This is a genomic window from Nonomuraea sp. NPDC023979, from assembly GCF_040639085.1.
In the GTDB taxonomy this organism is placed as follows: domain Bacteria; phylum Actinomycetota; class Actinomycetes; order Streptosporangiales; family Streptosporangiaceae; genus Nonomuraea; species Nonomuraea ceibae.
The window spans coordinates 1-24,590 of the sequence record NZ_JBEZZG010000047.1; the positions used below are offsets into that span (position 1 = coordinate 1).

Here is a 24,590-nt window from a genome sequence, read left to right on the forward strand (position 1 = left end):
GCCGAGCGTGAGCATGCTCACCGTACCGGCGAGGGTGAGGGCGCCGCCGGCGCCGAGGACGAGGCGGGGCGGGTAGCGGTCGGCCAGCCAGCCGCGGCAGCAACGGCAGCCCGAACGCCGGGCACCGGGCCAGCTTGATGATCGGGCGGGACGACCGCAGCCGCGCCCACCAGGCCGTCAGTACCACCGTCAACACCGCCAGGACGGCGGCGGCTGGCACGGCGCCCGCGGCTGGCAGCTCACCGTCTGCGAGGTGGACCTACGCCCAGGCGGTGCCTGGCGGTTCGTCTCAACCGGGCCGGGCGGCTCCGAGATGGAACTACACGAGCTGTTCCGTGAAGTCGTGCCGCCCGTACGCCTCACGCAGACCGAGATCCACCGCGACCGGGCCGACGGCGCGGCACTGGTCACCACCGTTCTCGACGAAACAGACGGACACACCACCATGACCGTCACCGCGCAGTACTCCTCGCCCGAAATTCGCGACATGGTCCTGCGCAGCCCCATGCAACGTGGCGCCGGCGAAGGATACGACCGCCTCGCCGCTGTACTCGCCACACTGCCACCACACCTCCCCAACGAAAGGCACCAACCATGACCGACGCGCCTGCCCCAGTCACCGAGATCCCGGCCGACCTCGGGGAAGTTCCCAAGGATCCCGGCAACCCGCCTGTCCCACCTGGCACGCTGCTGCTGGAACTCGTGCCAGTGCCCGCCACCGACATCGAACGGGCCAAAGCCTTCTACCAAGACCAGCTCGGCTTCCGCCTCGACGTCGACGTCAACCCGAAGCCCGGTATCCGCATCGTCCAACTCACTCCGCCCGGTTCGGCATGCTCGATCACCCTCGCCGAAGGCCTGCCCACACTCGACATGCCCCCAGGAACCCTGCGCGGTCTGCACCTCGTGGTGGCCGACATCGAGGCATCCCGCGCCCAACTCGTCGAGCGTGGCGTCGAGATCAGCGAGATCGAGGACTCCGGCGGCGTGCTCTACGCGTACTTCGCCGACCCGGACGGCAATACCTGGTGCCTCCAGCACATGCCCTGGCGCTAGTGAGGGCGTGTGGTTGGACAGTTTGAGCATCCGAACGAAAGTCCCGTCAGCCAGAACAGCGTTGAGCGGCTTGACGTGACATTCCGTTCAAATGCGTCTCGCCGAAGGGTCTGCGCAGGTCATGACAGATGCAGTTGGGTGGCCTGAACGACCGTGGCACGGGCGGCGCCGAGGTCTATGGGGCGGAGGTGTCCAAGCAGACCATCTCCACCATCACCGACAAGGTGCTGGACGGGATGGCCGAGTGGCAGAACCGGCCGCTCGACGCGGTCCACCCGGTGATCTTCATCGACGCCATCCATGTGAAGCTGCGCGAGGGCCAGGCCGCCAACTGGCCCATCTGCGTGGCGCTGGCGGTCACCGTTGATGGCGAGCGCGACATCCTCGGCCTGTGGGCCGGCGACGGCGGCGAAGACGCCAAGTTCTGGCTGCACGTGCTGACCGAGATCAATAACCGGGGCGTGGGCGATGCGCTGATGGTGGTCTGGGACAGCCTCAAGGGCCTGCCGCAGGCCATCGGACCGTCTGGCACCAGGCAGTCGTCCAAACATGCGTGGCGCACTTGTTGCGCGCCTCGTTCCGGCATGCCGCCCGCCAGCACTGGGACGCCATCGCCAAGGCCCTCGAGCCGGTCGATACCGCGCCGACCGAGGCCGCGGCGCTGGAGCGCTTCTACGAAGGACGTTTGGGCCGAATTCGTGCCCTTCCTCAACTTCGACACCGAGATCCGCCGGGTGATCTGCTCGACCAACGCCATCGAGTCGGTCAACGCCCGCATCCGCCGGGCGGTCAAGGCCAGCGGCCACTTCCCCAACGAGCAGGCCCCCCTCAAGTGCGTCTACATGGCGATCATGAGCCTGAACCCGACCGGCAACGGCCGCAAACGCTGGATCACCCGCTGGAAAGCCGCCCTGAACGCCTTCGCCATCACCTTCGAAGGCCGCCTGACCCGATCACCCGATAACGAATCAAGATCGAGAAACACCGTTATCTCGACAGTCCCATCCGGGACGAAGCTAGCGCTATCTGGGGTGCCGAGAAGGCGTCAAGCATGTAGGGCACGTGGGCTCCCGACGCACATGCCTGACACGTTTCTGGGGTTGTCAGGTACGAGGTCACTTACGGAAACCCCCGCCCCCGACGATCTCGCATGTATCAGTAGTTGCTTGTTCAGGGATTGGTGGGCGAGGGGCTGACGAGACCGTGCTCGTAGGCGAGGATCACCAACTGCACGCGGTCACGAACTCCCAGCTTGGTGATGGCCCTGGTGATGTGGGTCTTCACGGTCAGTGGGCTGATCACCAGCGCGGCGGCAATCTCGTCATTGGACAGGCCCGTCGCCACCAGCCGGACCACCTCGCTCTCGCGCGTCGTCAGCTCGTGCAGCGTCGCCGTGGGCCGCGGGCGATGGGCGAAGCGCTCGACGACGCGGCGGGTGACGCTCGGCGACAGCAGGGCTTCGCCCACCGCCACGACCTCGACTGCCCGGCGCAGTTCGGCCAGGTCGACCTCCTTGGTGAGGAAGCCACTCGCCCCGGCCCGCAGGGCGTCGAAGACATGGTCATCGGTGTCGAACGTCGTCAGGATGATCACCTTGGTGGCCGGCAGCTCGGACAGGATGTGGCGGGTGGCGTCGATGCCGTTCATCCCTGGCATTCTGATGTCCATGAGCACGACGTCCGGCCGCAGCTGGGTGGCCTGGCGGATGGATTCCTCGCCCGTGGCGGCCTCGCCGACGACGACGAGGGTCTTGGCGCGGGCGAGCAGGGCGCGGAAGCCTGCCCGCACGAGCGCCTGATCGTCGACGAGCAGCACCTTGATGGTCATGACGTCAAGCCGCTCAGATGAGCCGTCAGGGGTAGGACGGCCTGGACCGCGAAGCCGCGGCCAGCATCGATGTGCAAGGTTCCCCCGAGGGCTGTGACCCGTTCCCCCATTCCGGTCAGGCCGTGCCCCGTGGTGAAGTCCGTCGCCGTGCTCCCGTTGTCGACAACCTTCACCACCAGGTCCCGGGTTGTGGCCTGGAGCTGGATCGTGAGACGGTCGGCGTCGGAGTGACGCAACGTGTTGATGACCGCCTCCTGGACGACTCGGTAGGCGGTGAGCGCCTGGGCCGCCGGGATGGCGGTGAGGTCATCCTCCGGCTCATAGCGCACCTCCAGCCCGGCGGCCCTGGCCTGCGCGACCAGGTCGGCGATGGACTCCAGCCCCTGCTGCGGGGGGTCGCGAAGCTCGCCTACGAATGCTTTGAGGTCTCTCGTGGCCTGGTTGCGCACGGCGAGTGCGGTGTGCAGGGCGGCTCGCGCCTCCTCGGGCGAGTCGTCCAGGGCTGCGACGGCGACGTTCAGGTGAACGCCGACGACGGCCAGGGTGTGGGCGACCACGTCATGAACCTCTCGGGAGATGTGCAGGCGCTGCTCGGCCAGCCGTGTCTGTTCCAGTTGCAGGAGACGGGCCCGGTGTTCAATCCTCCATCGGTTGTACTGGCGCGTAGCACTCGCCGCGGCCAGCATCACGGCCAGCCAGAGCAGCTCGACGCCACCGCGGGCGAGCGCTTCGGTGGCGCCCAGCCCCTGCCAGCCCACGCCGTACGCCAAGGTGAGGACGCCGGCGCCGGCGGCCCAGCCGGGCCGGGTGAGCGAGGCGGTGAACAAGGCGGCCGACAGAGGCCAGATCCAGCCGCCCTCGAACAGACCGGAGCTTTGGTAGCCGATGAGAACCAGCGCGGACAGGACGAGCACAAGCAGGGGACGGTACCGGCGAGCCAGCAGCAGTCCACCCAGGAGAATCCCCAGGGCGGGCCCGCCATGCCACAGCAGCGGCGCTCCCATCATGGCCGGCCCCGCGCTAACGCCCACGCCCGTCAGCAGGGCCAGCGCCAGATCCACCGTGCGGGCATGGCGCGGCCTGATCGTGCCTACGCTCACGCCCTGTTGCCCACCGTCACGTGACTTGGGGAACCCGTGGCCAGGGGCCGAGTCCTCGTCGGGCCGGTAGCGGCCAGGGCGAGCCAGCACAGGTTCAGGCCGAGCAGGACCCGCTCAGCCAGGCCCAGCGGAGCCGTGTGCGTGAAGGCCATCGCGTCCGCCATCGCCACCACGAAGAGCAGGAACGCCACCGACGACGCCCATGCCAGCACAGTCAGCCCCCGCGCTTTCGACGCCCACGCGGGCTCGCGCCGCCAGCGCAGGGTGAGTCCTACGATCGCGATCGCCAGCGCGAGAAGCCCGACCCAGGCGGCCACCCCGTGCACGCTCTCCGACAGGGAGGGGTTGGACCAGTTGCCGGGCGGATCAGCCGGGAAGATCGCTGCGATGAGGGCGCACCCGGCCCACGACCACAACAGTCCCCGGCTCCACCCGCTGCCCGCGGTCCGCGCGGCCAGCGCCGCGGTCCCGACCGCGAACCCCAGCAGGCCGACGATCACCAGCCAGCCGTATGGCAGGTTGACGTACCTGCTGATCGTCTCGTCCACCGGGTCGTAACCCTGGTTGATCACGTCGGATACCACGAAGGAAAGGATAGCGATCGCGAAACCAGTCAAAGAGAACTTCTTGCTCATGGCTCCCAAAGATAGGTTTCGGTGACGGCCGGGCACATCGTTCCCCACGCGTCACCTGAGCCTGAGCCATCGGAGTAGTCAGCTACACCAATCGATGTACGACGGCTGGCCTTCTACCCTCAGGCCAACGGCCCGGGTACGCCATCGCCAACGCCGCGCCTGGACTTGCGCTCAAAGTCCTGAAGGTGCGCGGCAAGCGTGGCCGGCCCCCGCCAGCGGCCGGCGCGGTGCTCGCCGACCGAGGCTACGACCACGACAAGTACCGCCGCCTGGTCCGGGAGTTACAGATCCGCCCGCTGATCGCCCAGCGTGGCACCGAGCACGGCTCCGGCCTGCGCATCCGCTGGGAAGTCCGATCCGACATCCACGAGGCCTTCCTCAAGCTGGCCTGCGCGCTCATCTCCTGGCGGCGACTCTCTTCATTCGTTAAGCGCTCTCAGCGGGAGGGCCAGGAAGATCAACTAGCCGCGTTGGGGCTGGTCGTCAATGCGGTCGCGCTGTGGAACTCGAAGTACCTGTCGGCCGCCGTCGACCAGCTGCGGGCGCAGGATATGCCGGTCAAGGATGAGGACGCTGCCCGGCTCAGCCCGCTCGGCCACGCCCACCTCAATGTCCTGGGCCGCTATGCCATCGCCTCCCCTGCCCCGGCCGATGGGCTGCGACAGCTCGGCGAGATCCCCGACGTGCCCGACAGCGACGCCGGAGTGACAAGGAGGGGGTGTAGCGGCCGGGATCGCGCCCACGGCAGGCATCCTTGTCCTGAGGCCTTCTTTGAGCTGGGCGGCGACGTCGCCAAGCCCCCGCTGGAACGACCAGTACCGCATTCGGTGGCCCGGACAGCTGGCCTTCCCCCAGCCGGTGGGAGGAAGCTTTGACCTCACCGAGGCCGACGACGCCTACGCCGAGGTCAACCCCTACGCCGACCCCAAGTGACCGCGCGCACGATAGTTCTGTCGCGCCACGGCAGCGGCCGTCCCGGGCTTGGCTCCATGGTCTAAGAAATAACTAGTTCCCAACCGTCTCGGCCGTCCCGGTTGCGGGTGGGTCTGCTCAGCGTGCCGGAGCCTCGGTGGGTTGCTGTGGTTCGGGTGTGCCTTTCCGAAGACGATCCTCGGGTTCCGGGTGACCTGGAGCGCGGGTCGTGGCAGCGTTGCGTAGTGCCGTCTCGACTCGGCGGTTGCTGGTCATGGTGGCCGTGACGGCGGTCATCGTGAGGAGGAGGCAGGCGGCGGCGTAGAGCGGGGTGCGTACGTCGTAGGCGGTGGCCAGCCAGCCGCCGAGGAAGGCACCGAACGGGGCGGCGCACATGGCGAGCATGCGGGAGGTGGAGGCGACCTGGCCCATCAGATGAGCTGGGACGATCACCTGCCGGAGTGAGGGGCCGAGCACCATCGTGGCGCCCATGCCCGCCCGCAGACGGCCAGTGCCAGCCCGGCCACGTACGGACCAGGAGCGGCGGCCAGCCCTAGGATGGCCAGCCCCTCGACCGCGGCCGTGCAGGTCAGCGCGGTGCCGGTGCCGAGCCGCCGGCCGAGGAAGGAGGCGATGCCCGCGCCAAGCAGGCCACCCGCGGCCGGCTGCTCAGCGTTTGCGTCGCGAGGGGTCGCCGGTCTTGCGGCGTTTTCCTGCCAGTGGCTGTGCTCCTCGATGGCGCGGAGGTCGGGGCCGGCGAGCGCGCGCGGTGGCATCCTCCCCGTTCGTCTCGTCGACGGCCACCGTGACCTCGGTGGCCTCGCCGGGGCCGGTGGTGGGTTGTCCGGTGAGCAGGTCGGTGAGCCGGTAGGCGGCGTGGCCGTCCAGTGCGCTCTGGCCGCGGTCGTAGCGCTGGGTGGTGACCGGCGAGGCGTGCCCAAGCAGTTCCTGGACGTCTTCAACGGCGACGCCGGCGGCCCGCAGCAGGGTGGTGGACCAGGGTCGCCATGACGCGCCGGTTGATCTCCAGGCGCGCTCGTGAACCCGGTGAGGTGGTCGGCCATGGCCAGGACGGCGGAGCCGACGGGGTGCCGCTCGGCGTGGTAGGTGTCGAACAGCCAGGGCGGTGCCCAGCCGTGCAGGGTAACGGCGAGCTTCCAGCCCAGGTTGAAGGCGTCCCGGATACCGGGTGTTCACGCCCTGGCCGCCGACGGGAGTTGACGTGGGCGGCGTCCCCGGCCAGGAACACGCGCCCTGATCGGTAGCTGCAGGCCTGGCGGCGTTCGGCGATGATCTCGCACTTGATCATGGTCTTCATATCAGAAGCCCAGAGGCGTGGGCCTATCCCGCCCCAGCCAGGGAAGACTATAGATCGGCCAGGAAATTGAAACTTGGATTGGAATTACACAATGCTCACCGGTCGCCGCGTAGCGTATTTGGAGCTGCTGTCATGCCCGGAATACGGCACGATCGACGTCGGAAGTGAGAGTGGCGAGCGCTCGGAGCCGCACGGCGAAGATTTCGTTACTGCGCAAGACAATATTTTCACCATCCAATGCGCGCAAGACGGTGTCGCAGACGTTGCCTTGATCGTCGAGGAGTGGACCGGCGCACCTGCAAGCGATCCTCCCGGCTGGCGCACATGGGAGCTGGAGTCTCAGCATGAGCTGGAGATCGAGGAATATCTGGTGATCGCAGCCCCGGGCACCCAAGGGGATGATCTGCGCGGGCTGCGGCTGCGCGCTGGGTACGGTGTATACCATTGCCGCATCCGCGCGCAGGGACGCACAGAGGTGCGGCGGCGCATCGCTGAGCTGGCACGTCGTGACGAACTACTGGAACGTGCGAATGATCTCGACGGAATAGAGCGCTACTTAATTCAATTTTGGCCGTCCCAAAAAAATCATAACTCAATCGAGACGGAGGGAAACTTACCCATTACGCTGCATATATAGTTTGTCTCATTCTTATATCAGATACTTACTTGAGTGGTTTCGCTCAGCAAGGAAGCCAGTTACCGTTCCTGGTGGCCATCACACGCTACTCAGGAGGTATGGCTGTGTTATCCAGGCGTAAGTCCTGGCTCGCGGCAGCACTCACCCTCATCATCGCTGTGAGCCTCACCAGCATTCCCCCGATCTCCGCAGAGGCGGCCCCGCCGCCCCCCGGCTCGGCCGGCAACCCATCAATGCTCGCCCCACCCGAAGTAAGCCCATCCAGCGACCAGGAGAACCGCGACTTCGCCGAACGCAACGGCATCTTCTACGGCACCGAAGCATCGGAGATGCTCAGTCCGAGGGTGCAAGCGATACCCAGCATGGGGGTGCAAGAATGTCGCGACAACGACAAGGGCGACGATCACGACGACGACGCCGACGGGCGACTGTATGGCGGCTGGGTCAAGGACCACGCCTCCTACTGCCAGTGGCAGAACGTGAAACTCGAGTTCAAGGACATCCGCGGCAAGCACCTCGGTGACCTGGAGTTCAAGTTCACCATGCGCGGCTGGGCCTGGCAGGCCGACAACACGGAAAGCGGGCGGCGCGTAGACTTCGGCATCACCTTCGATGAATGGGATGCCGACGAGGGCATCCTGAACGAGGACTTCACCGTGGCGATGGTGTGCCAGGGCTGGCCACAGCTCGGGTCATGTGTCGCACGCTCGCCGTTACGTGTCAAGCGCAAGGTCTCCGACTGGATCCAGGGCGAACCAGAGATCCTTTTCGCATTCCATTCGCCCAACAGCAGGCCGCTGACCACCAGCAGGGAACGTCGCGCAACCGGTGCTTTCCAGGCGATCTTCCTACCCGGCATCCTGGGCCCCTGGACCAAGCCGGCCCGTTCCTGGCCCAACACCGTCCGCTTCGATTCGGCCTGGTACCTCAAGAGCAACCGGATCGAAGGCTCCCGCAGCCACGGAACAATCTTCGACCGCGTTCTGCCCTTCCTGCGCTTCCGCACCAGCGACACCAGAATCGCGCAGGAGGCGCAGCACATCTGGGACGCCCAGAACAATGCGCAAACCACCCATCCCCAGTGGGATCAAGGCACGAAGACCATCCCCGGCAAATGGCCGGGACCGGACTGGAAGCCCGGAGACGATGTCGACTACCTGCACCGGATCTACCGGCCCTCGGAGAATCCCAACCTCCGGCGGCAAAATCATGCCGCAGCCGTGCGGACCTGTGTCGCCGAGTGGGGCGAGGACTACACGACAGACCCCGTGACCGGAGAAGCCCGGGATTGCGACGAATACCCCTTCGCCTCCACCTACGAGGGAGCGGCCAAGGGCGACAACCGCTACTCCGCACGTCCCATCGATCGCGATCACAACCAGACTGGTGGACGCATCCTCGGGACCTGGTACAGCCTGGACCGCATCATTCACAATGACCGGTTCACCATTGACGTTGTCGATGATGATGATGATGGTGGTGGTGACAACTGACCACGCTTGCTCCCGGCCGTCTCTGAATACATGACCGCCGACCACGGGGCACGTCAAGCTCAGGTAAGCCAGGGTCTCGCACCAGCGCATCGTGGTGCGAGACCCTGACCGATTCGAAACCGCTGCGTGAGGGGCTGCGCTGAGGCCGCTGCGGCTGGCCGCCGCAAAGCAGCTCTGAGTAGGCGCCCTCACTGAGCGTGCTCCCAAAAAGACCAGGTGGCCTTGGAGAATACCGGAGCCTGACGTCGCGCCAAAAGGGTTGTGAGTTCGCCTTCCAAACCCTTGAGGCAACCTTCCTCAAACGGGGCGTGGCCGCTGGCGGGGCCGGCCACGCTTGCCACGCACCGCCCTGGACACGCCGCCGTCCTAGCAAGGTCCCCTCACATCGTGAGACGGCCCCCCTCGTCCGAGGGATTGCCCCCGGGGTTGACCCGCGCGAAGGTGAAAGCCCATCGACGAAGGAGGAGACCCCCATGAGTGTCTACGGTTCGCCCTTCGAGCGCGACGCGCTCGACAGGTGGTACGACGACCAGTTCACCAACCCGACCACGACCGCCGCGGACAGCTCGTGGTCCGACGCGCCCTGGAACAACCCGGACAGCTCATCCTGGGAGTAGCGGGCCCCGGAGGTCACCGGGTGAAACGCAGGCCGAAGAGCCGCAATGCCATTTCGTGCCTGTTGCGCACGCCAAGCTTGCGGTAGGCCTGCTTGAGATGGTCCTTGACCGTATGGAGGCCGAGGTGCAGGTCGAGGGCGATCTCCCGGTCCATGCGACCGGCTGCGGCCCGCTCGCAGACCTCCAGCTCACGGGCGGTGAGGACCGCGAGGCCGGCCGGGTCGGCGACGCCGGACCACAGCCTGAAGAAGGCGGACAGGCGCAGCGCGAGCTTTCCCGCTAGCGCCAGGTCACGTTCGCCGAAGGATCCGGACTCCGATGCCAGCAGCCCGATCCCGGCCATGGTCCCGGTGCCTTGCACCGGGACCACGATCTTCGCGCGAATGTCATTCTTGATGAGAAATCGGTGGGCATAATCGCGGTGCGATATCTGCGTCAATGGATAAAGCTGGTCCAGCGACACGGGACCGGCCTTCCGGACGGATCCCTCCGTCACGATTGCGCGAAACGGATCCGCGTGCCGGAAACGCTCATGATAGGCGTTCACCACATGCTCGGACAGGCCATGGGTGACCGGCGTCCGGTCGTCGAAGACGTCCCGGAAAGCAGGTGCGACAAAGAAGGTCGTCAACCGGTAGTCCAGCCAGGTGGCGAGCCCGTCGAGCACCCTTTCCCGCAGGTCCCTCAGCCCTTGGGCGTGCTCGCAGGCGCTCACGACGGCATCGATCCTGTCATGGTCGGCGGAGCTGAGCATGATGGCTCTCTCACACGGAAGGAAGGTGACCCGTGCAGGGTCTCGACATTATTCTAACAATATTCGGCCTGGCGGCCCTCTGGTATGCCGGATCGTATGCAGTGAGCTGGATCTGGCGCCAGACCCCCGCCGGAAAGAGAGAGGAGCAGAATGGCCAGTGGCAGCCGGGCAAGAGTGACTACGGACAGATTCCCGAACTTGAGGGTAAATCCACTTACGGTCTCTGAGAGAAGCCCGTAGCGCTGGTTGTGGTGGGCGCGGGGGCCGCTGAAGTGATCAGGCAGTGCGCGTCGGTCAGGGCTGGTGGGTTGTGAGGGCGGCGAGGGCCTTGGCGTGCCAGGCGGGGGCATCGGAGGCGGCGAAGATCTCGGCCGCCGTCTTCAGATGCTCGACGTGCCGGCCGTCGATGACGTGGCCGAGGGCCAGGTGCACCCGTCCCTCGAAGTTCTTGCCGTTGAACTGGCGGCCCTGCTCCAGCGCGGTGGTGAGGGTGGCCCGGCCCTGGGCGAGGCGGCCGGCCGCCACTTCGGTCTCGCCCAGGACGAGCAGCGCTTCGGCTTCCTGGACGAGGTCGCGCCGCGCCCGGGCGCCCCGTACGACGTCGGTGAGGACGTCATGGGCCTCCTGGATCCGCCCTTGGCGCAGGTAGGCGTCGCCGAGGGCGCGACGCAGGTGGAGTTCGAGCTCGGGGATGCCCGGCGGCAGGAGGGCAAGTCCCTGTTCGGCCGCGGCCTGCGCCTTGTCGAAGTGGTCGCGGCGTTGGTGCAGGGCGCCGAGGTGGAACAGCACGTACGCGGCGGACGCGAGGTCGCCGAGGTCGGTGAAGATCTTGAAGGACTGTTCGAAGGCCTCCAGGGCGGGTTTCCAGTCGGCGAGCGCCCGGTGGGCGACGCCCGAGTCCGCCAGGGCCAGCGCGTGCCCGCGTTTGTCACCGAGGCGTCCGTACAGGTCGACCGCCTCGCTCGCGCACGCGGCCGCGAGCGACAGGTTGCCCATCTGGTGGTGCAGGCCGCCGTGGCTCAGGAGGAGGGCGGCAGTGCCGCGCAGGTTGCCCTGCCGGCGGCACAGCCGCAGGGCGTGCTCGTAGTCGGCGAGCTGATCGTCCTGGTAGCCGCGTCGCTGCCGCAGCATCGAGCTGGTGGCGGTCAGCTCCCAGCACGGCTCCGACCAGCCCGCCCGCGCGGCCTGCCGGATCATGGCGGAGAGGTTGAGCCGTTCGGCGTCGAGCCAGAGCATCGGATCGGGGACGAGTGCCGCGTGGTCGTCGGGCAGCCAGCGTGCGCTGGTGCCGTGGACCTCGTCGATGTCCTCGCCGCGGAAGGCTCGGTCGGCGTGGGCGGTGAGCGCCAGCATGGCCCCGAGGGCGCGGGGGGTGGCCGCGTGCCGTTCCTCCTCGGGCTCGTCCGCCTCGGCGCGTTCTGCGGCGTAGAGCCGTACGACGTCGTGGAAGCGGAAGCGTCGCTGCCCGGCGCAGTCGGCTCCCAGGGGTTGCAGCAGTTGCGCGTCGACCAGGGCGTCCAGCAGGGCGCCGGCTTTGCGCAGGTCGGGCTGGCCGAGCAGCGCCGCGAGGTGCCAAGCCGCGAGCCCGCCGGGTGCGTCGAGGAGGCTCAGCAGCCGGAAGGCGCGCATCACCGGCCCGGGAAGGTCGCGGCAGGACAGCTCGAAGCCGCTCCGGACCTGCAGCCGCTCGCCGCTCAGGAGATCGAGCCGGCGCTGCCGGTCCTCCAGTTGCGCCACCAGCTCCGCGATCGTGCCGGTCCTGCGGCTGGTCAGCCGGGCGGCCGTCAGCCGCAGGGCCAGGGGAAGGCCGTCGCACAGCCGGGCGAGCCGCTCGGCGTCGTCTCGTTCGCGTTCGACCCTGGGGGTGCCGAGCACGCCGGCGAGCAGGTCGACGGCTTCGCGGTCGTCGAGCGGGGAGAGCGGAACTGTCGCGGCGCCGTACTCGATCAGGAGGTCTTCGAGCCGGGGCCGGGCGGTGACCACCACGCGGCACCCCGGCGCGCCCGGCAGCAGCGGCCGGACCTGGGCGGCCGAGGCCGCGTTGTCCAGCAGGATCAGCACCCGCAGCGGGTACAGAACGCTGCGGTAGAGCGCCGCGCGCTCGTCGGGGTCGGCGGGGATGTACTCGCCGGTGAGGCCCAGCGCGCGCAGGAACCGTCCCAGCAGGTCGTGGGGTGCGAGCGGTTCGGCCAGGCGGTCGTAGCCGCGCAGGTCGGCGAAGAGCTGGCCGTCGGGGAAATGTGACAGGTTCCGGTGGGCCCAGTCGAGGGCGAGCGCGGTCTTGCCGACTCCGGCGATGCCGCTGATGACCGCGGCCGGCGCCGGGCTCCGGGGGTCGATCAGCCCGTCCAGCGCGCGAGTCGCCCGCGCGCGGCCGGTGAAGGCGGAGTTCGGCGGAGCGAGCTGCGCCGGCACTACGGCCGGCGTCGATCTGAGCGGCCTGACCGGGCACATGTCCTGGCGGAGGATCCGCTGCTGCAGGTCGCGCAGTTCGGGCCCGGGGTCGAGCCCGAGCTCGCCCGCCAGAAACTCGGCGGCGTCGTGGTAGACGGCCAGCGCCTCCGCCTGCCGGCCGTCGCCCCACAGGCCACTTCTGGTTCGCCAACACCCGTCAGCCCTCCGACGGCGCCTACCGCGTCACCGGCACCTGGACCCTCGGCCGCTCGCTCGACCAGTGGGCGCGGGTGCTGGTGCACATCCCCGACCACAACGCCGCCACCCAGCAGGCCGTCACACGGTCGACACCGGGGACGGCCGGAGCGGGCGCGCGGTCCTGCAACGCGTCCGGCAGCACCGCTGGGTCTCCCTCGGCGTCTTCGACTTCGACGGCGTGCCGTCCGTCTCCTTGTCGAACCTCACCGAGGACGGCGACGGCGAACAGCGCGTCGCCTGGGACGCCGTCGCCTTCCAGCTCCTGGCGCCAAGCCCAGGCACCAGATCGTCTCGCTGGGCTACTCCTACGCCTCCGGCGAAGGCGCTTCCACGGCGGCTCAGCACGACTACTACACCGAGACCGACAGCGACGGCGGCGGCGTCGAAGGCACCTACAAGGACCCCGACTACCTCTGGAAGTACGGCAACGCCTGCCACCGCTCCAAGTTCGCCTGGTCCCGCGCGGGCAGTCTCACCGACCGGCCGGATCGGAGCATCGGCGCGCGGCACGACACCTGGGACCCAACCCTGGAGCACCAGTTTCACGCCTGCTCGGGCGCGCTCACCGGCAACCTGACCGGCGAGGGCCAGTATCGCGAGCGAGCCCAGCTCGACCAGGGCTACTGGACGAGAACACCACGCTCGTCGCGCTGTCCGTCGGCGGCAACGACGCCCGCTTCAGCGCGATCCTCACCCATTGCATCCTCCGCCTGCCGTCCCCGCTCCCCTGCCAGCTGACCGCGCTGGACGAGGACTGCGGCGTCCCGCTCATCGAATCCGTCCCGCGGCAGATCGGGGACGTCGTCGGCCCGGCCGTCCACGACACCCTGCTGGAGATCAACCGCAAGGCCCCGAACGCGGCCATCGTCCTCATGGGCTATCCGCGGCTGTTCGACGGCGGCTGTGTTCCCGGCATCGGCGAGGGCACCTCCGCCTGGCTCGGCGACATGGCTGGCGTCCTGAACGAGACCCTGCCCACGGCCGCGGCCGCCGCCGCCGTCAAGACCGGCGCGTCCGTGTCCTTCGCCGACCCCCGTCGACCGTACCCAGGGAGAGAGCCCCGACGGCGTGGCGATCTCCCAGCAGTCCTTTCACCCCACCAAGGAAGGCAGCTCAGTGCTGTACAGGAACGTGCTCAACCGAGCGCTGCGCGACCTCAACCTCTGATTGCAAGGAGACATCATGCCCATAAGCACCACGATCGCACGCACGCTCACCGCGATGGCGCTGGCGCTGGCGGCACGACCCTCGCCCTCTCCGGCGGCCCGTCGGGCGCCACGACGGCGCTGTCCTGCAAGGGAGCCTCCTGCGTCGGCAAGGATCCGGCAGCCTATGGCTGCGACGACGACGCAAAGACCCTGGAGATCAGACACTTCGAGTACACCTCCGTTCGACTCGTCACCTCGGCGAAGTGCAGCGCCCGCTGGGCCGTTTGGGTGAACGACCGGGCGGCCTGCTGCGGCGACATCAAGATCCGCACCACTCGGCAGGTCAAGACGACCTACGGCTGGTACACCGACAAGGAGCAGGTCGTTGTCGCCTCGCTGACGAACAACAAACGCTGGACCCCCATGAACCGCAACACCGGCGATGACCGCCACAACGCCTGCGCGCAGATGGTCGGCTGCACCGATTGGCGCGCCTGACCTGACCACCGGCCCACCAGACGACGAAGTCGGATACGGCTCGGCGGTTGGTGGGCCCTCCGGTCTGCGACCCTGGCCGAAGATCTCGATGCTGAGCTTCGGACAGCCGGTCTCCTGAGCCAGAACAAGCGAGGCCCGCATGATGCCTTTCGTGCGTTCGCCTCTCGATCGTGGGGCCTGCTGCTCACGACACCACGTCGGCGCCAGCCATTTGGCGGGCATGACGGGCACGGGCACCTGCCGACTCCGACGTGACGTGAGGAGGCGTCCTCTGACGGTTCCGCGCCAGCGGTGCCGGGAGCACGCCGCGGTCGGCCGGCATAGGCTGGTCAGCCTTTTCGCCGTGAGGGGTCGCCGGCCTTGCGGCGTTCCTGCCAGCGGTTGTGCTCCTCGATGGCGCGGGAGGCGAGGCCGGCGAGCGTGCACGGCGGCATCCTCCGCCTCTCTTCGCCGTGACCCCGGCGGGGGTCTCGCCGGGGCTGGGGGCGTGTTGTCCGGTGAGCCGGTATGCGGCGTGGCCATCCAGCGCGCTCTGGCTGCGGTCGTAGTACTGGGTGATGACCGGCGAGGCGTGCCCGCGCAGTTCCTGGACGTCCTCGATGGCGACGCCCGTGGCCCGGAGCAGGGTGGCGGCGGTGGCGCAGAGGATTCGCGGGGTCAGCTTCGCGACGTCCAGACCGGCGCCGGGCACCTCGCCGGGGACACAACCCCGCGATGTCACCGACCGAATCCACCAGCGGCGCTCTTCACGCATCTGCAGCAGGTGGCCCCGTCCCTAGGCTGGTGGAGTGCCCGGTGAGTAGAGCGCAAGGAGTTAAAGGGGGCCGAGTTCGGCGCGGACATCCAGCAGCTGACGGTGCGTCTTCAGCGCGGGAAACTCACGTTCGCGCTTGTCCTAACAGCCGTACGTGTCCTGGCCGGACACGTTGAGCTGCGGCCAGCCGTTCCGGCAACGTCCCCACCCCCAGCCGATCACCCGCGAGGGGGACCAGATGTTTGGTGCCAGATGGAACAGCAGGCTGGGCGAGCCGTGCTCCATCGCCAGGCCAGCGCCCTTGAGACAAAGCAGCGCCCGGTTGTGTGACAGTCCGGCGACTGTCACACAGCACGACACCATCCGGCCGGACGCGGCACCCGCGGGTCGTGTGGAGCTCGGTCACGAGTCCGTCGGCAGGTGTCGCATCCCGTTCGCCGTGCTGGGGAGCCGTGTTGGGGAGCGGAAGAGGCGTTGGGATCTTCCAGGCGTCACCGTCCCAATAGAGTGCGGACCGGGGCGCCGTCCGGCGCGTTCGTTCGATGCGGGGCGCGGAGGTGGGATGTGCGAGCCGGTACGGAGCTGGCCGGCCGCTACCGGCTAGTGCGGCTGCTCGGCCGGGGCGGCATGGGCGAGGTGTGGCAGGGTGTCGACCAGACGCTGGACCGGCCGGTGGCGATCAAGCTGCTGCGGGCCGGCCTGCTGGCCGACGACCGGCGGCACGACGAGGCCCTGGCGCGGTTCAGGCGCGAGGGGAAGGCAGCCGCGCGCCTCAACCACGCCAACATCACCGCCGTCCACGACTGGGGCGAGCACCGGGAAAACCGCGACGGCGCTGAACTGGCTTTCCCGTTCCTGGTGCTGGAGTTCGTACGAGGCCGCGACCTGAAGTCCGTCCTGGACGACCACCCCGGCGGCCTGCCGGTCGACCGGGTCCTGGACTACGGCGCGCAGGTCGCCGACGCGCTGGCCGCCGCGCACGCGGCCGGGATCGTGCATCGCGATGTCAAGCCCGCCAACCTCATGCTGCTGGACGATGGCACCATCAAGATCTGCGACTTCGGTGTCGCCCGCCTCCAGGGCGCGACCGCCGGCCTGTCGGCAACCGGGATGGTGATCGGCACCATGCTGTACATGCCGCCCGAACAGCTCGAAGGCCGGTCCGTCGATCACCGCGCCGACCTGTACGCCTTCGGCGCCACCCTGTACCACCTGCTCACCGGCAGGCCCGTCTTCCCCGCCTCCGACCTACGCGTCCTGGCCTACATGCACGCCACCAGGACCCCGGACCCGCCCAGCACGCTGCGTCCCGGCATCGGCCCGGACATCGATCGCCTGATCGGCTCGCTGCTCGCCAAGCTTCCCGACCGGCGTCCCAACTCCGCCGACGGCATCGCCCACGCCCTGCGGGCGGCCCGGTCCCGGCGCCCGTCGGGGAACCGAATCGTCGGTATCGATCTCGGGACGACCGCCTGCGCCGTCGCGGTCCTCCAGGGCGGCAGGCCCACCGTCATCGCTGACGCGCAGGGCCTGCGTGCCACGCCGTCGGTGGTCGGTTTCGCGGGGAACGGTGAGATCCTGGTCGGCGAGCCCGCCAGGCGGCAAGCGGTCACCGGCGCCAGACGGACGGTCCGCTCGGCCGTACGCCATCTGGGCACCGGACGGACGATCGAGATCGGCGGCCGGACGTTCACCCCGCAGCAGATCACCGCCCACATCCTGTTGAAGCTGGTCCGGGACGCCGAGGCGTACCTCGGCGAGCGTGTCACCGACGCCGTGATCAGCGTACCGGCTGGTTTCGACGAGCTGCGGCGGCAAGCGGTCAGGGAGGCGGCCGCCATCGCGGGCCTCACCGTGGTGCGGATCATCGCCGCGCCCGCCGCGGCCGCGATGGCCCACTACCCGTGGGACGAGGAGACCATACTCGTCTTCGACCTGGGCGGCGGCACCCTGGAGGTGTCGCTGGCCGATGTCTTCGACGGCGCGGTCACGGTGAGTGCCACAGCCGGAGTCCTCGGACTGGGCGGCGAAAGCTGGGACGAGCGCGTGGCCGACGAGCTCGTCAACCGCTTCAGGAACGCTCACGGCGTCGACCTGTCGGCCGACGGCACGGCCGTCGAGCGGCTGCGCGAGGCGGCCGAGAACGCCAAGATCGAGCTGTCGGCCCAGGCGGAGACATTCATCAGGCTGCCCTACATCGCCACCTCCGCCCGGGGCCCGCTGCACCTGGAGGAGATGCTGACCCGCACGGAGCTCCAACGGCTGACCGCCGACCTGCTGGAACGCTGCGAGCGCACCTTCCAACAGGCCCTCAGCGACGCCGGAACCAGTCCGGACGACATCGACCGGGTGGTGCTCGCCGGCGGCGCGACCCGCATGCCCGCCGTCGCCGCCCTGGTCAAGCAGCTGACCGGCAAGAAACCGCGCGGAGGCGCCGATCCGGATGAGCTCGTCGCCGCCGGGGCCGCCTGGCAGGCCGGCGTGCTCAAAGGCGAGATCAAGGACGTGCTGCTGCTGGACGCGACCACGATGTCGCTGGGCATCGAGACCCGGGGCGGCATCTTCACCAAGCTGATCCAGCGGAACACGACGATCCCGGCCAGGCGAGCGGAGATCCTCACCACGGCCGACGACGGCCAGCCGACAGTGCAGATCCAGATCTACCAGGGCGAACTCAAGATCGCCGCCCACAACAGCAAGCTCGCCACCCTGGAGCTGACCGGCCTGCCATCCGTGCCGCGCGGCGTGCCGCAGATCGAGGTCACCCTCGACGTCGACGCCGGCGGCATCATCAGCGTCTCGGCCAGGGACATCGGCACCGGCAGGGAGCAGTCGTTGGCGGTGTCGTCGCGTTCCCCCTCACACGCTACGGCCGAGGCGCTGCTCCCTGTCCTGGCGTAGGTCCAAGAGCACCGGCATGCCGGTCTACGCCCTGTGAGACCGGACGGAAATGGCTGGGCGGCTGTCGTCAGGTGTCGCCCCTGCTCACCCACGATCACGTACCCGCCCTGCCATGGGAGGCCGGACGGTGGCGGAGGAAGCCGTCCCGCGAGGCGGGACGCGCAAACGCACGGGAGCGACCACAGCCACACCGGTCGGCGTATGACCGGTCGGCGTACGACCGGCGTGAGAACCTCACCGGTACGCACGAGGCCGCCGTGGCAACATGCGCCGTCCGACGAGCTGCGGGCCGCACCCGCGGCGGGTCAGAGGCAGCCGCGCGCCCACGGGCCGCAGACCGCATGTGGCGCCGTCCGCGTGTCGGCGTAACATCGCGCCGACACGGACGCCAGCCTGGCGGGACAAACGGGCATGCCGAGCGTGACCGACCCGGTGCTGCTCGCCCTGGCGTTGGTCGCGCTGTTCTGGGGCGTCATCGACAAGCGCGTGCGCCGATCCCCGGAGTTCAGGCTCCAAGCGGCCGGCATGATTCTGTTCGGGGCGATGGCGTTCACCGGGCTGGCCCTCGCCCCCGAGGTCGGCCGGTACGTGATCGCCGACGGATGGCTGCTGCACGGCATCTGCGACTTCGTGCACCTGCAGCGCGGCAAGGTCGTGGCCCGCTCAGACGCCGAGTGGTGCGGCGTGCTCGACGCGCTGATCGCCTTCGAGCTGGTCTTCCTGGTGTGAGGCGGCTACCGCCGGGCCGAGGCGCGCAGGGCCTCCGCCAGCCATCCGGTGAGCGCGACCGTCTCCTCGTCGGCGTCGGCCGGGGTCCCGTTGATCGAGGCCACCAGGGACAGATACCGGCCGTGGGTGGCGGCGTACCTGGACTCCTCCGGGGAGTCCTCCTGCCGGAGCTCCTTGGCCAGGTCGTACGCCGTTGCCAGCCGCTCGCGCGACTCGGGTGTGGACCGCTTGCCGGCCAGTTCGGCGGCCGCGTCCGCGAGGCGGACTGCCAGCTCCTGGGCGCGCGGCGAGTCCGCCGCGAGCCTCGAACGGTACGCCTCCGTGATCTCCTCCCCGATCCGCGCGCCCGTCGTGTGGATGAAGTCCTGCACCGGGGCGCCGGCCACGTACCGGCCCGGGTATGCCGAGTACGTGTCCTTGAGGTAGGCGCGGACCGCGTCGCGGAACCCCTCGTCCTGCACCAGGTCGGCCAGCTCGATCCAGGCTTCGAGCTGGGCCGCCGTGGGGTCCTCCGGCAGGTTCGGGCGCATCGTGCGCAACCGGTCGACGAAGCCGGGGGGCACGTCGAGGTCGTCGCCGACCTCGTTCCAGAAGTCGTCGACGAGCCGCTCGCGTTCCTCGTCGGACATCGAGACGAGCTTGTGCATCAGGGCCGCCTGTGCGGCGGTGCCGCCCTGCTTGACCAGTGTTCGCAGCACGGCGCGCTTGGCGCGCAGGCCGCGCTCCTGCCGCTCGACGAGCTCCAGGTGCCGCGCGAGCAGCTCGTGCAGGGACGTGCCGCCGTCGAGCAGCCTGCGGATGTCGTCCAGGCCGGTGTCCAGGTCGCGCAGGGTGCGGACGAGTTCGAGCCGGGCGATGGCGCGGATGTCGTACAGCCGGTAGCCCGCCTCCGTCACGCGCGTCGGCTCGGTGAGGCCGGCGTCGGAGTAGAACCGGATGGCGCTCACGCTCAGGCCGGTCCGCCGCGCCACGTCTCCGATCGGGTACAGGTCGTCGTCGCTCATGCGGCCACTATGGAATCTCAAGCCGCTTGAGAGTCAAGCCCGTGCCCTTGTGCGAGATCTACCGGATTGTGGGGGCCGATGCAGTTCTCCGACATCATCACCCTGATGTCGTCGCAGGCCAGCCACCCCTGGGCGCGACCAGGTGGGATAGGTGCCGGCGGCCGAGCCCCCTCTGGCCGACCTGGTGACGGAGTCGCCGATCGGCCGGACGCTCGTCGCCGCGCTGGCCTGGCTGGCCGACGGCCGCGGGGACCACACCGACGGCGCCACCATGCTCAACGCCGACACGACTTCCCGGCTCAGCCCCTGCTTCGTGAGCAGGCGGCCTACCGACCCATCACACCCACCCATGTTCAAGGAGTTCCGCCATGTCGCATCACACCACTGCCCCCGTTCTGGAAACCGCCGCCGCCGAGTTCGCCGCGGCCACCGCCAACCCGCCGTACCTGTTCGAGCTGGGCCCCGTCGAGGGCCGCAAGACGGTCGATGAGGTGCAGTCGGGTGAGATCGCCAAGCCGCAGGTCGACGAGGAGTGGATCACTGTGCCGGGCGGCCGGACCGGCAGTGTCAGGGCCCGCATCGTCCGCCCGGCCGGCGCCACTGGGATGCTGCCCGTCATCCTTTACATCCACGGCGCGGGCTGGGTGTTCGGCAATGCCCACACCCACGACCGCCTGGTCCGCGAACTCGCCACCGGCGTGCACGCCGCCGTCGTCTTCCCCGAGTACGACGCTCCTGCGACGTCCGAGCCGAATGCCTGGCCTACGCCCTGGACCGCGATGAGGTGTTCGGCGTGTGGGGCGGCATGTCGGAGCCTGAGCGCTGGCGCCTGCAGATGCGCGGGCTCGCGGCCTGACACCCCCGGCCGTCTTCCCTTCGGCCGGGGCGTCGTGCTGTCCGCGTATCGCTGAGGTCAGCCGGTCTTCTCGTTCGTCTGGTTGACGATGTAGGGCAGAGATGACGGACAAGTTGCAATGCTGTAGTCTCCGCTGCCAGCCAGGCGCCAGGGCCCGTAGTAGGCGAAGCCTGCCTTGGACACGTCGTAGTGGCACCAGATCTTCTTCCGGTAGTGCCCTGTGCCCGTGTCGCACCTGTATCGGGCCCGTTCCCGATAGGGGTTGCTGACGCTACCAACAGAGCCTCCGCAGTTGGTGGGTGTCGCCATCGCCGGTGCGGGGATCACCAGGAGGCTCGTGCCTGCCGCGATGGAGAGAGCCACAGCTAGCTTCCGCATGAGGGTCCTTTCGTCGAGATGCGCTGGGCAGAGCCTCGCAAACGCCGGTATATCTGCGGTATGTCCGGCGGCCGATCCTGCCCTCGACATAGCGGGGCATCCCGCCGCCCGCCCGCAGACGATCACCCGGGCGCGCATCCTGGCAGGGTGGACGACCAACTCCCCGCCGACGACCCGATGCTCCACGACGTGTGGGCCACCCCGCCCGCCGAGGAGCGGATCCTCTACCCGCTCGCCGAGGGCGAGGAGCCGCCCGAGGATCTACAGCACGCGGTACGCGACATGTACCGGCAGCGTTAGCGCGTCACCCTCTGCAGAAGGTCGTCGGGCACGTCGTAGTCAGACATGCGAATCTCCCCCGGATCGAGCGGTATCGGCAGGATCCTACGCCCGAACGCGTGTGCGATACGAGACGACTCGACCTCCGACCCCCTCCGGGAGGGCGGGTCTCCCGCCGCTTGACCGGAGCGGCAGTGTGATGCTGAGCGCAATGGCCGGTGAATGCTCTGCCGGCAACGTCAACGACTGCACCGTCTTCACCGAGGTCCTGCAGCAGATCACCGTCGCCCGGCCAGGAGGCGGGCGTCCCCGGACACGGCCCGATCGCGTCGTCGCCGACAAGGCCTACAGCTCCCGCGCCATCCGCAGCCATCTGCGATCCCGACGCATCAAGGCCACCATTCCCGAACGCACCGACCAGCAGGCCGGACGGCGACGACGAGGCAGACACGGCGGACGCCCGCCTGCCTTCGACCCGGCCGCCTACCGCCGCCGCAACGTCGTCAAACGCTGCTTCAACAAGCTCAAACAATGGCGCGCCATCGCCACCCGCTACGACAAACTCTCCCGCAACTACCGAGCTGCCATCACCTTGGTCAGCACGCTGTTATGGATCAACGCTGATCTACCGAACACGGCCTAGAGGACTCGTGCCAGGAGTGCGCCGCGGTCGGCCGACACAGCCTGCTCAGCGTTCACGTCGCGAAGGGTCGCCGGTCTTGCGGCGTTTTCCTGCCAGTGGCTGTGCTCCTCGATGGCGCGGAGGTCGGGGCCGCCGAGCGCGCGCGGTGGCATCCTCCCCGTTCGTCTCGTCGACGGCCACCGTGACCTCGGTGGCCTGTGGTGCGCTCGTGAAGAACCTGTGCAGTTCCCTGGCCACCAGGGGCGGATTCCCGCCCCTGTTCCTGTTGCCCGAGCCGCCGTGGTTGAGCTTGGCGAACTCGACGCGTTCCGCGTCGGGCAGCACGCGTTTCAGCTCGTCGAGCGCGCTCTCCAGATAGGCCGGGAGACGGCGCCGGACAAACAGCCGCCAGCTCCCCCATGCGAAGACGCATGGGGGAGCTGTCAAATCCTGTGGTTTGCGCGATCTAGAGAGCGCGTGACCATTGAAGGAGGGCTAAGAATTGTTCCTCAGCAGGTCCTCGGAATGACCCAGGTAGTGACGGAGGACTCAGCTGCCATAGGGCGCGGTGACCCAGTTGCCATCGGCGTCGGTGATCTGGCCGTCGACTCATGCGAATGGGTGTCCGGTCGCCCAGGTCACCAAAGGGTCCCAGAAAACCGGGGTTGAACTAGGTGCCAGGTCCCCCGTTACGAGGCGCAGTAGTGGCACATCACCTTGACGATGGTAGGCCAGCTCGTTGTCCAAGAGCGACCTCGAGAACCCCGACCGGATCACCCATAAAGACGGACAAACAATGCAGGGTGGTCAGTGTGGTACATCTCAATTATCTCACGAGATCCGCTGCTCCATCCGTGCGTGATCACTTTCTGTACCCCGCCATCGCCTCTGCTGGTGAATCCTGGAGGAACGATCATGGCATTAAGGTTGAAATCTCCTGCGACGATCGCCTTCTTGCCGACGTCGGCACCGTTCGACTGGGCGATGCTGAGGATCTCATGGGCCTGCTGGCCTGCAACTGCGGTGGACATGTTAGTGAGGTGGGTAATGCAAGCGACCTGATGAAGCCAGTCGGTGCACCAGTACACCCGACGCTCTGCATTCGCTACCTGGGCGGCGTATTGGCCGCCGTAGCCGATCGACCCCTCGCCGCGCACGATCATGCCAATGCCATATGGCTGCCCGTTAGTGCAGGTTGCCGGACCAGAATCGTCACCGTTGCGAGCAGGCTGGAATACGGAGTACGCGTAGCCGCGAACTGACAGCCTGTCGCGCAGGAAGGTGACGTCATTTTCGCATACTTCGTTAAGAGTGACGAGGCTGGGCAGTTTTGCTTCAATGAGCTCCACCCCCTCCAGGACGGAGCGGCCACCGCTGTAGCAGGGGGCTTTACCACTGTTGCATAGGTTCATCTGCAGCACGCTGTAGGGAGCCGGGGCATGCGCGGAGGCCGCCCTGGCGTTAGGCGTCGTGACGAGGATCCCGGAGAGGACCAGCATGGTCAGCGCAGCCACCAGTGGAATTCGGATACGAAGTAATGACATCAGCTCTCCTGTTGTCGATCATCGCAGCGAGACCGTAGACCATCACGCTTCGACTTCAGATCTAACACTCGCCAGCATCCCGGCAGTCCTAACACGACACCGCGGCACCCCGGAGGCACTCATGAATGGAGCCAGTAGAGGCAGAAGGGCGCCAACGGCCTGCCCGGAACCGGCGGGCCGACAGGTGCTGTCGGCCCCGAGTAAAACCTACGGGCATTCGCCTCCCCATCGCTGATCGACCAGGATATGGTAAGCGGGCGAGTACAAGTGCACCCATGCGCCCGGCTCAAGTTTCGACCCTACGTTGTAGTGCAGGCACTTAGTGACGCCCGCGTATTCGAAATAATAGTGGTCGTATCCTGTCTGCTGCTTTCCGTTGTTGACGATGTAGTAATGCGTGTTCGGGGACAGTTGAAGGGGCCCGAGCGAGACATAGGACGACTTGATCATGTCGGCGTCCGCCAGACTGTTCTTGTGGAGGCAGACCATCCCCGATTTGCAGGGACCCAGGTCGTAGCCTCCGGCCGATGCGGTGCCCGGCGCGACCGTGAGCGCGAGTACTACCACCAGGAGGGTGACGAACGCGCTGCGGAGGGGGTTGGCGCCGAACGGCCTGCGTGCCGGCTGGGTCTGGGTTTCGTCATGTACCGGGGCGGCACCCTTCGTCGGTGCGTCTTCGAGCGCTGCTTTTCTCATCATGGCGCCTCTCCAAAGGTCACTACTTGGCGGCTGAGGAATTGTCTGGGGTCCGCTTGGCCTCCATCAGTGCATCGCGCCAGGCCCTGGCGTGTCACCAAGTTTCGGCCTGAGCGGGAACACGCAGGTCAGTGGCCGTCATCGCGCCTGCTCAAACTTGGGAGGCGCTGCGCCGGGCGC

The 24,590-nt window shown here is 68.1% G+C and carries 22 protein-coding genes and 12 pseudogenes; 18 read left to right on the forward strand and 16 right to left on the reverse strand.

The genetic code is table 11. From position 1 onward, the window contains the following. Positions 1-238 precede the first annotated feature (238 nt). The 3 genes and pseudogenes from AB0G11_RS44670 to AB0G11_RS44680 form a co-directional block, all read left to right on the forward strand. Positions 239-598: pseudogene (locus AB0G11_RS44670) on the forward strand (SRPBCC domain-containing protein); the annotation flags it as partial. Further along, positions 595-1,056, forward strand: a complete 462-nt coding sequence (locus tag AB0G11_RS44675) for a VOC family protein (RefSeq protein ID WP_357593000.1) — start codon at positions 595-597, stop codon at positions 1,054-1,056. The pseudogene AB0G11_RS44670 and the gene AB0G11_RS44675, both read left to right, overlap by 4 nt. Positions 1,057-1,223: 167 nt before the next feature. Then, positions 1,224-1,991 (forward strand): annotated as a pseudogene (locus tag AB0G11_RS44680) (IS256 family transposase); the annotation flags it as partial. 235 nt (positions 1,992-2,226) lie between these two features. On the opposite strand, the gene AB0G11_RS44685 reads toward AB0G11_RS44680, so the two are convergent. Both AB0G11_RS44685 and AB0G11_RS44690 read right to left on the reverse strand, forming a co-directional pair. Then, positions 2,227-2,883 carry a response regulator transcription factor gene (locus AB0G11_RS44685; protein WP_357593002.1) on the reverse strand — a complete coding sequence of 219 codons (657 nt, stop codon included), beginning with the start codon at positions 2,881-2,883 and terminating at the stop codon, positions 2,227-2,229. Next, on the reverse strand, positions 2,880-3,944 hold the full coding sequence (locus AB0G11_RS44690; protein ID WP_357593004.1) for a histidine kinase: 1,065 nt from the start codon (positions 3,942-3,944) through the stop codon (positions 2,880-2,882). The genes AB0G11_RS44685 and AB0G11_RS44690 overlap by 4 nt, the downstream gene beginning before the upstream one ends. On the opposite strand from AB0G11_RS44690, the gene AB0G11_RS44695 reads away from it, so the two are divergent. Further along, positions 3,889-4,053 carry a DUF3649 domain-containing protein gene (locus AB0G11_RS44695; RefSeq protein ID WP_357593006.1) on the forward strand — a complete coding sequence of 55 codons (165 nt, stop codon included), beginning with the start codon at positions 3,889-3,891 and terminating at the stop codon, positions 4,051-4,053. The genes AB0G11_RS44690 and AB0G11_RS44695 overlap by 56 nt on opposite strands. Here AB0G11_RS44695 and AB0G11_RS44700 read toward each other — a convergent pair. Then, positions 3,980-4,618: a DUF998 domain-containing protein gene (locus AB0G11_RS44700; protein ID WP_357593008.1), complete on the reverse strand. Its 639-nt coding sequence runs from the start codon at positions 4,616-4,618 to the stop codon at positions 3,980-3,982. The two genes, AB0G11_RS44695 and AB0G11_RS44700, sit on opposite strands and share 74 nt — an antisense overlap. A 227-nt stretch (positions 4,619-4,845) precedes the next feature. On the opposite strand from AB0G11_RS44700, the pseudogene AB0G11_RS44705 reads away from it, so the two are divergent. Together AB0G11_RS44705 and AB0G11_RS44710 are read left to right on the forward strand one after the other, a co-directional pair. Continuing rightward, a pseudogene (locus AB0G11_RS44705) lies at positions 4,846-5,025 on the forward strand (IS5/IS1182 family transposase); the annotation flags it as partial. Positions 5,026-5,043: 18 nt separating this feature from the next. After that, positions 5,044-5,286 (forward strand): annotated as a pseudogene (locus AB0G11_RS44710) (Tn3 family transposase); the annotation flags it as partial. Positions 5,287-5,668: 382 nt separating this feature from the next. Here AB0G11_RS44710 and AB0G11_RS44715 read toward each other — a convergent pair. From AB0G11_RS44715 to AB0G11_RS44730, 4 genes and pseudogenes are all read right to left on the reverse strand, one after another. After that, positions 5,669-5,983, reverse strand: a complete 315-nt coding sequence (locus tag AB0G11_RS44715) for a hypothetical protein (RefSeq protein WP_357593010.1) — start codon at positions 5,981-5,983, stop codon at positions 5,669-5,671. After that, the gene (locus AB0G11_RS44720) at positions 5,980-6,306 is read right to left on the reverse strand and encodes a hypothetical protein (RefSeq protein ID WP_357593012.1); all 327 of its coding nucleotides are present in this window, start codon (positions 6,304-6,306) and stop codon (positions 5,980-5,982) included. Before AB0G11_RS44720 ends, AB0G11_RS44715 begins: the two co-directional genes overlap by 4 nt. A 345-nt stretch (positions 6,307-6,651) precedes the next feature. Beyond that, positions 6,652-6,714: pseudogene (locus AB0G11_RS44725) on the reverse strand (hypothetical protein); the annotation flags it as partial. A gap of 62 nt (positions 6,715-6,776) precedes the next feature. Then, a pseudogene (locus AB0G11_RS44730) lies at positions 6,777-6,848 on the reverse strand (hypothetical protein); the annotation flags it as partial. A 91-nt stretch (positions 6,849-6,939) separates the two neighbouring features. Here AB0G11_RS44730 and AB0G11_RS44735 point away from each other — a divergent pair. The 3 genes from AB0G11_RS44735 (at position 6,940) to AB0G11_RS44745 (ending at position 9,595) form a co-directional block, all read left to right on the forward strand. Next, positions 6,940-7,485, forward strand: coding sequence for a hypothetical protein (locus AB0G11_RS44735; RefSeq protein WP_357593014.1), 546 nt, complete (start codon positions 6,940-6,942; stop codon positions 7,483-7,485). 158 nt (positions 7,486-7,643) lie between these two features. After that, positions 7,644-8,978 carry a NucA/NucB deoxyribonuclease domain-containing protein gene (locus AB0G11_RS44740; protein ID WP_357593016.1) on the forward strand — a complete coding sequence of 445 codons (1,335 nt, stop codon included), beginning with the start codon at positions 7,644-7,646 and terminating at the stop codon, positions 8,976-8,978. A 473-nt stretch (positions 8,979-9,451) separates the two neighbouring features. Then, positions 9,452-9,595, forward strand: coding sequence for a hypothetical protein (locus AB0G11_RS44745; protein ID WP_357593018.1), 144 nt, complete (start codon positions 9,452-9,454; stop codon positions 9,593-9,595). A gap of 13 nt (positions 9,596-9,608) precedes the next feature. On the opposite strand, the gene AB0G11_RS44750 is transcribed toward AB0G11_RS44745, so the two are convergent. Further along, positions 9,609-10,349 carry a helix-turn-helix transcriptional regulator gene (locus AB0G11_RS44750; RefSeq protein WP_357593020.1) on the reverse strand — a complete coding sequence of 247 codons (741 nt, stop codon included), beginning with the start codon at positions 10,347-10,349 and terminating at the stop codon, positions 9,609-9,611. A 32-nt stretch (positions 10,350-10,381) separates the two neighbouring features. On the opposite strand from AB0G11_RS44750, the gene AB0G11_RS44755 reads away from it, so the two are divergent. Then, positions 10,382-10,576: a hypothetical protein gene (locus AB0G11_RS44755; protein WP_357593022.1), complete on the forward strand. Its 195-nt coding sequence runs from the start codon at positions 10,382-10,384 to the stop codon at positions 10,574-10,576. A gap of 67 nt (positions 10,577-10,643) precedes the next feature. Here AB0G11_RS44755 and AB0G11_RS44760 read toward each other — a convergent pair whose 3' ends face one another. The 4 genes and pseudogenes from AB0G11_RS44760 to AB0G11_RS44775 form a co-directional block, all read right to left on the reverse strand. Further along, the gene (locus tag AB0G11_RS44760; protein ID WP_357593024.1) at positions 10,644-12,764 is read right to left on the reverse strand and encodes a tetratricopeptide repeat protein; all 2,121 of its coding nucleotides are present in this window, start codon (positions 12,762-12,764) and stop codon (positions 10,644-10,646) included. Positions 12,765-12,824: 60 nt separating this feature from the next. Further along, a pseudogene (locus tag AB0G11_RS44765) lies at positions 12,825-12,935 on the reverse strand (BTAD domain-containing putative transcriptional regulator); the annotation flags it as partial. A gap of 43 nt (positions 12,936-12,978) precedes the next feature. Then, the gene (locus tag AB0G11_RS44770; RefSeq protein WP_357593026.1) at positions 12,979-13,143 is read right to left on the reverse strand and encodes a hypothetical protein; all 165 of its coding nucleotides are present in this window, start codon (positions 13,141-13,143) and stop codon (positions 12,979-12,981) included. A 478-nt stretch (positions 13,144-13,621) separates the two neighbouring features. Then, complete coding sequence (locus tag AB0G11_RS44775; RefSeq protein ID WP_357593028.1) at positions 13,622-13,822, reverse strand: hypothetical protein; 201 nt, start codon at positions 13,820-13,822, stop codon at positions 13,622-13,624. A 51-nt stretch (positions 13,823-13,873) separates the two neighbouring features. On the opposite strand from AB0G11_RS44775, the gene AB0G11_RS44780 reads away from it, so the two are divergent. From AB0G11_RS44780 to AB0G11_RS44795, 4 genes and pseudogenes are all read left to right on the forward strand, one after another. Beyond that, positions 13,874-14,647 (forward strand): DUF2690 domain-containing protein, encoded by a 774-nt coding sequence (locus AB0G11_RS44780; RefSeq protein ID WP_357593030.1) that lies wholly within the window; start codon positions 13,874-13,876, stop codon positions 14,645-14,647. A gap of 1,357 nt (positions 14,648-16,004) precedes the next feature. Then, a pseudogene (locus AB0G11_RS44785) lies at positions 16,005-16,790 on the forward strand (serine/threonine-protein kinase); the annotation flags it as partial. A gap of 15 nt (positions 16,791-16,805) precedes the next feature. Continuing rightward, a pseudogene (locus tag AB0G11_RS44790) lies at positions 16,806-18,248 on the forward strand (Hsp70 family protein); the annotation flags it as partial. Between the two features lie 465 nt (positions 18,249-18,713). After that, positions 18,714-19,031 (forward strand): hypothetical protein, encoded by a 318-nt coding sequence (locus AB0G11_RS44795; RefSeq protein WP_357593032.1) that lies wholly within the window; start codon positions 18,714-18,716, stop codon positions 19,029-19,031. A gap of 5 nt (positions 19,032-19,036) precedes the next feature. Here the strand turns inward: AB0G11_RS44795 and AB0G11_RS44800 are convergent, their stop codons facing one another. Beyond that, a complete protein-coding gene (locus AB0G11_RS44800) occupies positions 19,037-20,035 on the reverse strand; it encodes a MerR family transcriptional regulator (protein WP_357593034.1) in 999 nt (332 codons plus the stop codon). Between the two features lie 605 nt (positions 20,036-20,640). Between AB0G11_RS44800 and AB0G11_RS44805 the strand changes: the two are divergent. From AB0G11_RS44805 to AB0G11_RS44820, 4 genes and pseudogenes are all read left to right on the forward strand, one after another. Continuing rightward, positions 20,641-20,760: pseudogene (locus AB0G11_RS44805) on the forward strand (alpha/beta hydrolase fold domain-containing protein); the annotation flags it as partial. Continuing rightward, a pseudogene (locus AB0G11_RS44810) lies at positions 20,757-20,891 on the forward strand (WhiB family transcriptional regulator); the annotation flags it as partial. The pseudogenes AB0G11_RS44805 and AB0G11_RS44810, both read left to right, overlap by 4 nt. Before the next feature lie 525 nt (positions 20,892-21,416). Beyond that, entirely contained in the window at positions 21,417-21,569 is a 153-nt protein-coding gene (locus AB0G11_RS44815) for a hypothetical protein (RefSeq protein ID WP_357593036.1), read from the forward strand. A 205-nt stretch (positions 21,570-21,774) separates the two neighbouring features. Then, positions 21,775-22,191, forward strand: a pseudogene (locus AB0G11_RS44820) (transposase); the annotation flags it as partial. A 45-nt stretch (positions 22,192-22,236) separates the two neighbouring features. Here AB0G11_RS44820 and AB0G11_RS44825 read toward each other — a convergent pair. From AB0G11_RS44825 to AB0G11_RS44835, 3 genes are all read right to left on the reverse strand, one after another. Continuing rightward, on the reverse strand, positions 22,237-22,515 hold the full coding sequence (locus AB0G11_RS44825) for a hypothetical protein (RefSeq protein WP_357593038.1): 279 nt from the start codon (positions 22,513-22,515) through the stop codon (positions 22,237-22,239). Positions 22,516-22,943: 428 nt separating this feature from the next. Next, complete coding sequence (locus AB0G11_RS44830) at positions 22,944-23,714, reverse strand: hypothetical protein (protein WP_357593040.1); 771 nt, start codon at positions 23,712-23,714, stop codon at positions 22,944-22,946. A gap of 207 nt (positions 23,715-23,921) precedes the next feature. Further along, positions 23,922-24,413, reverse strand: a complete 492-nt coding sequence (locus AB0G11_RS44835) for a hypothetical protein (protein WP_357593042.1) — start codon at positions 24,411-24,413, stop codon at positions 23,922-23,924. Positions 24,414-24,590 lie beyond the last annotated feature (177 nt).

Coding starts and splice junctions, on each gene's coding strand:
- AB0G11_RS44675 (WP_357593000.1), top strand. CDS start 595: ATGACCGACGCGCCTGCCCCAGTCACCGAGATCCCGGCCGACCTCGGG.
- AB0G11_RS44685 (WP_357593002.1), bottom strand. CDS start 2,883: ATGACCATCAAGGTGCTGCTCGTCGACGATCAGGCGCTCGTGCGGGCA.
- AB0G11_RS44695 (WP_357593006.1), top strand. CDS start 3,889: ATGGCCGGCCCCGCGCTAACGCCCACGCCCGTCAGCAGGGCCAGCGCC.
- AB0G11_RS44700 (WP_357593008.1), bottom strand. CDS start 4,618: ATGAGCAAGAAGTTCTCTTTGACTGGTTTCGCGATCGCTATCCTTTCC.
- AB0G11_RS44720 (WP_357593012.1), bottom strand. CDS start 6,306: ATGCCACCGCGCGCGCTCGCCGGCCCCGACCTCCGCGCCATCGAGGAG.
- AB0G11_RS44735 (WP_357593014.1), top strand. CDS start 6,940: ATGCTCACCGGTCGCCGCGTAGCGTATTTGGAGCTGCTGTCATGCCCG.
- AB0G11_RS44745 (WP_357593018.1), top strand. CDS start 9,452: ATGAGTGTCTACGGTTCGCCCTTCGAGCGCGACGCGCTCGACAGGTGG.
- AB0G11_RS44750 (WP_357593020.1), bottom strand. CDS start 10,349: ATGCTCAGCTCCGCCGACCATGACAGGATCGATGCCGTCGTGAGCGCC.
- AB0G11_RS44780 (WP_357593030.1), top strand. CDS start 13,874: ATGGGCTATCCGCGGCTGTTCGACGGCGGCTGTGTTCCCGGCATCGGC.
- AB0G11_RS44795 (WP_357593032.1), top strand. CDS start 18,714: ATGCCGAGCGTGACCGACCCGGTGCTGCTCGCCCTGGCGTTGGTCGCG.
- AB0G11_RS44800 (WP_357593034.1), bottom strand. CDS start 20,035: ATGAGCGACGACGACCTGTACCCGATCGGAGACGTGGCGCGGCGGACC.
- AB0G11_RS44830 (WP_357593040.1), bottom strand. CDS start 23,714: ATGTCATTACTTCGTATCCGAATTCCACTGGTGGCTGCGCTGACCATG.
- AB0G11_RS44835 (WP_357593042.1), bottom strand. CDS start 24,413: ATGATGAGAAAAGCAGCGCTCGAAGACGCACCGACGAAGGGTGCCGCC.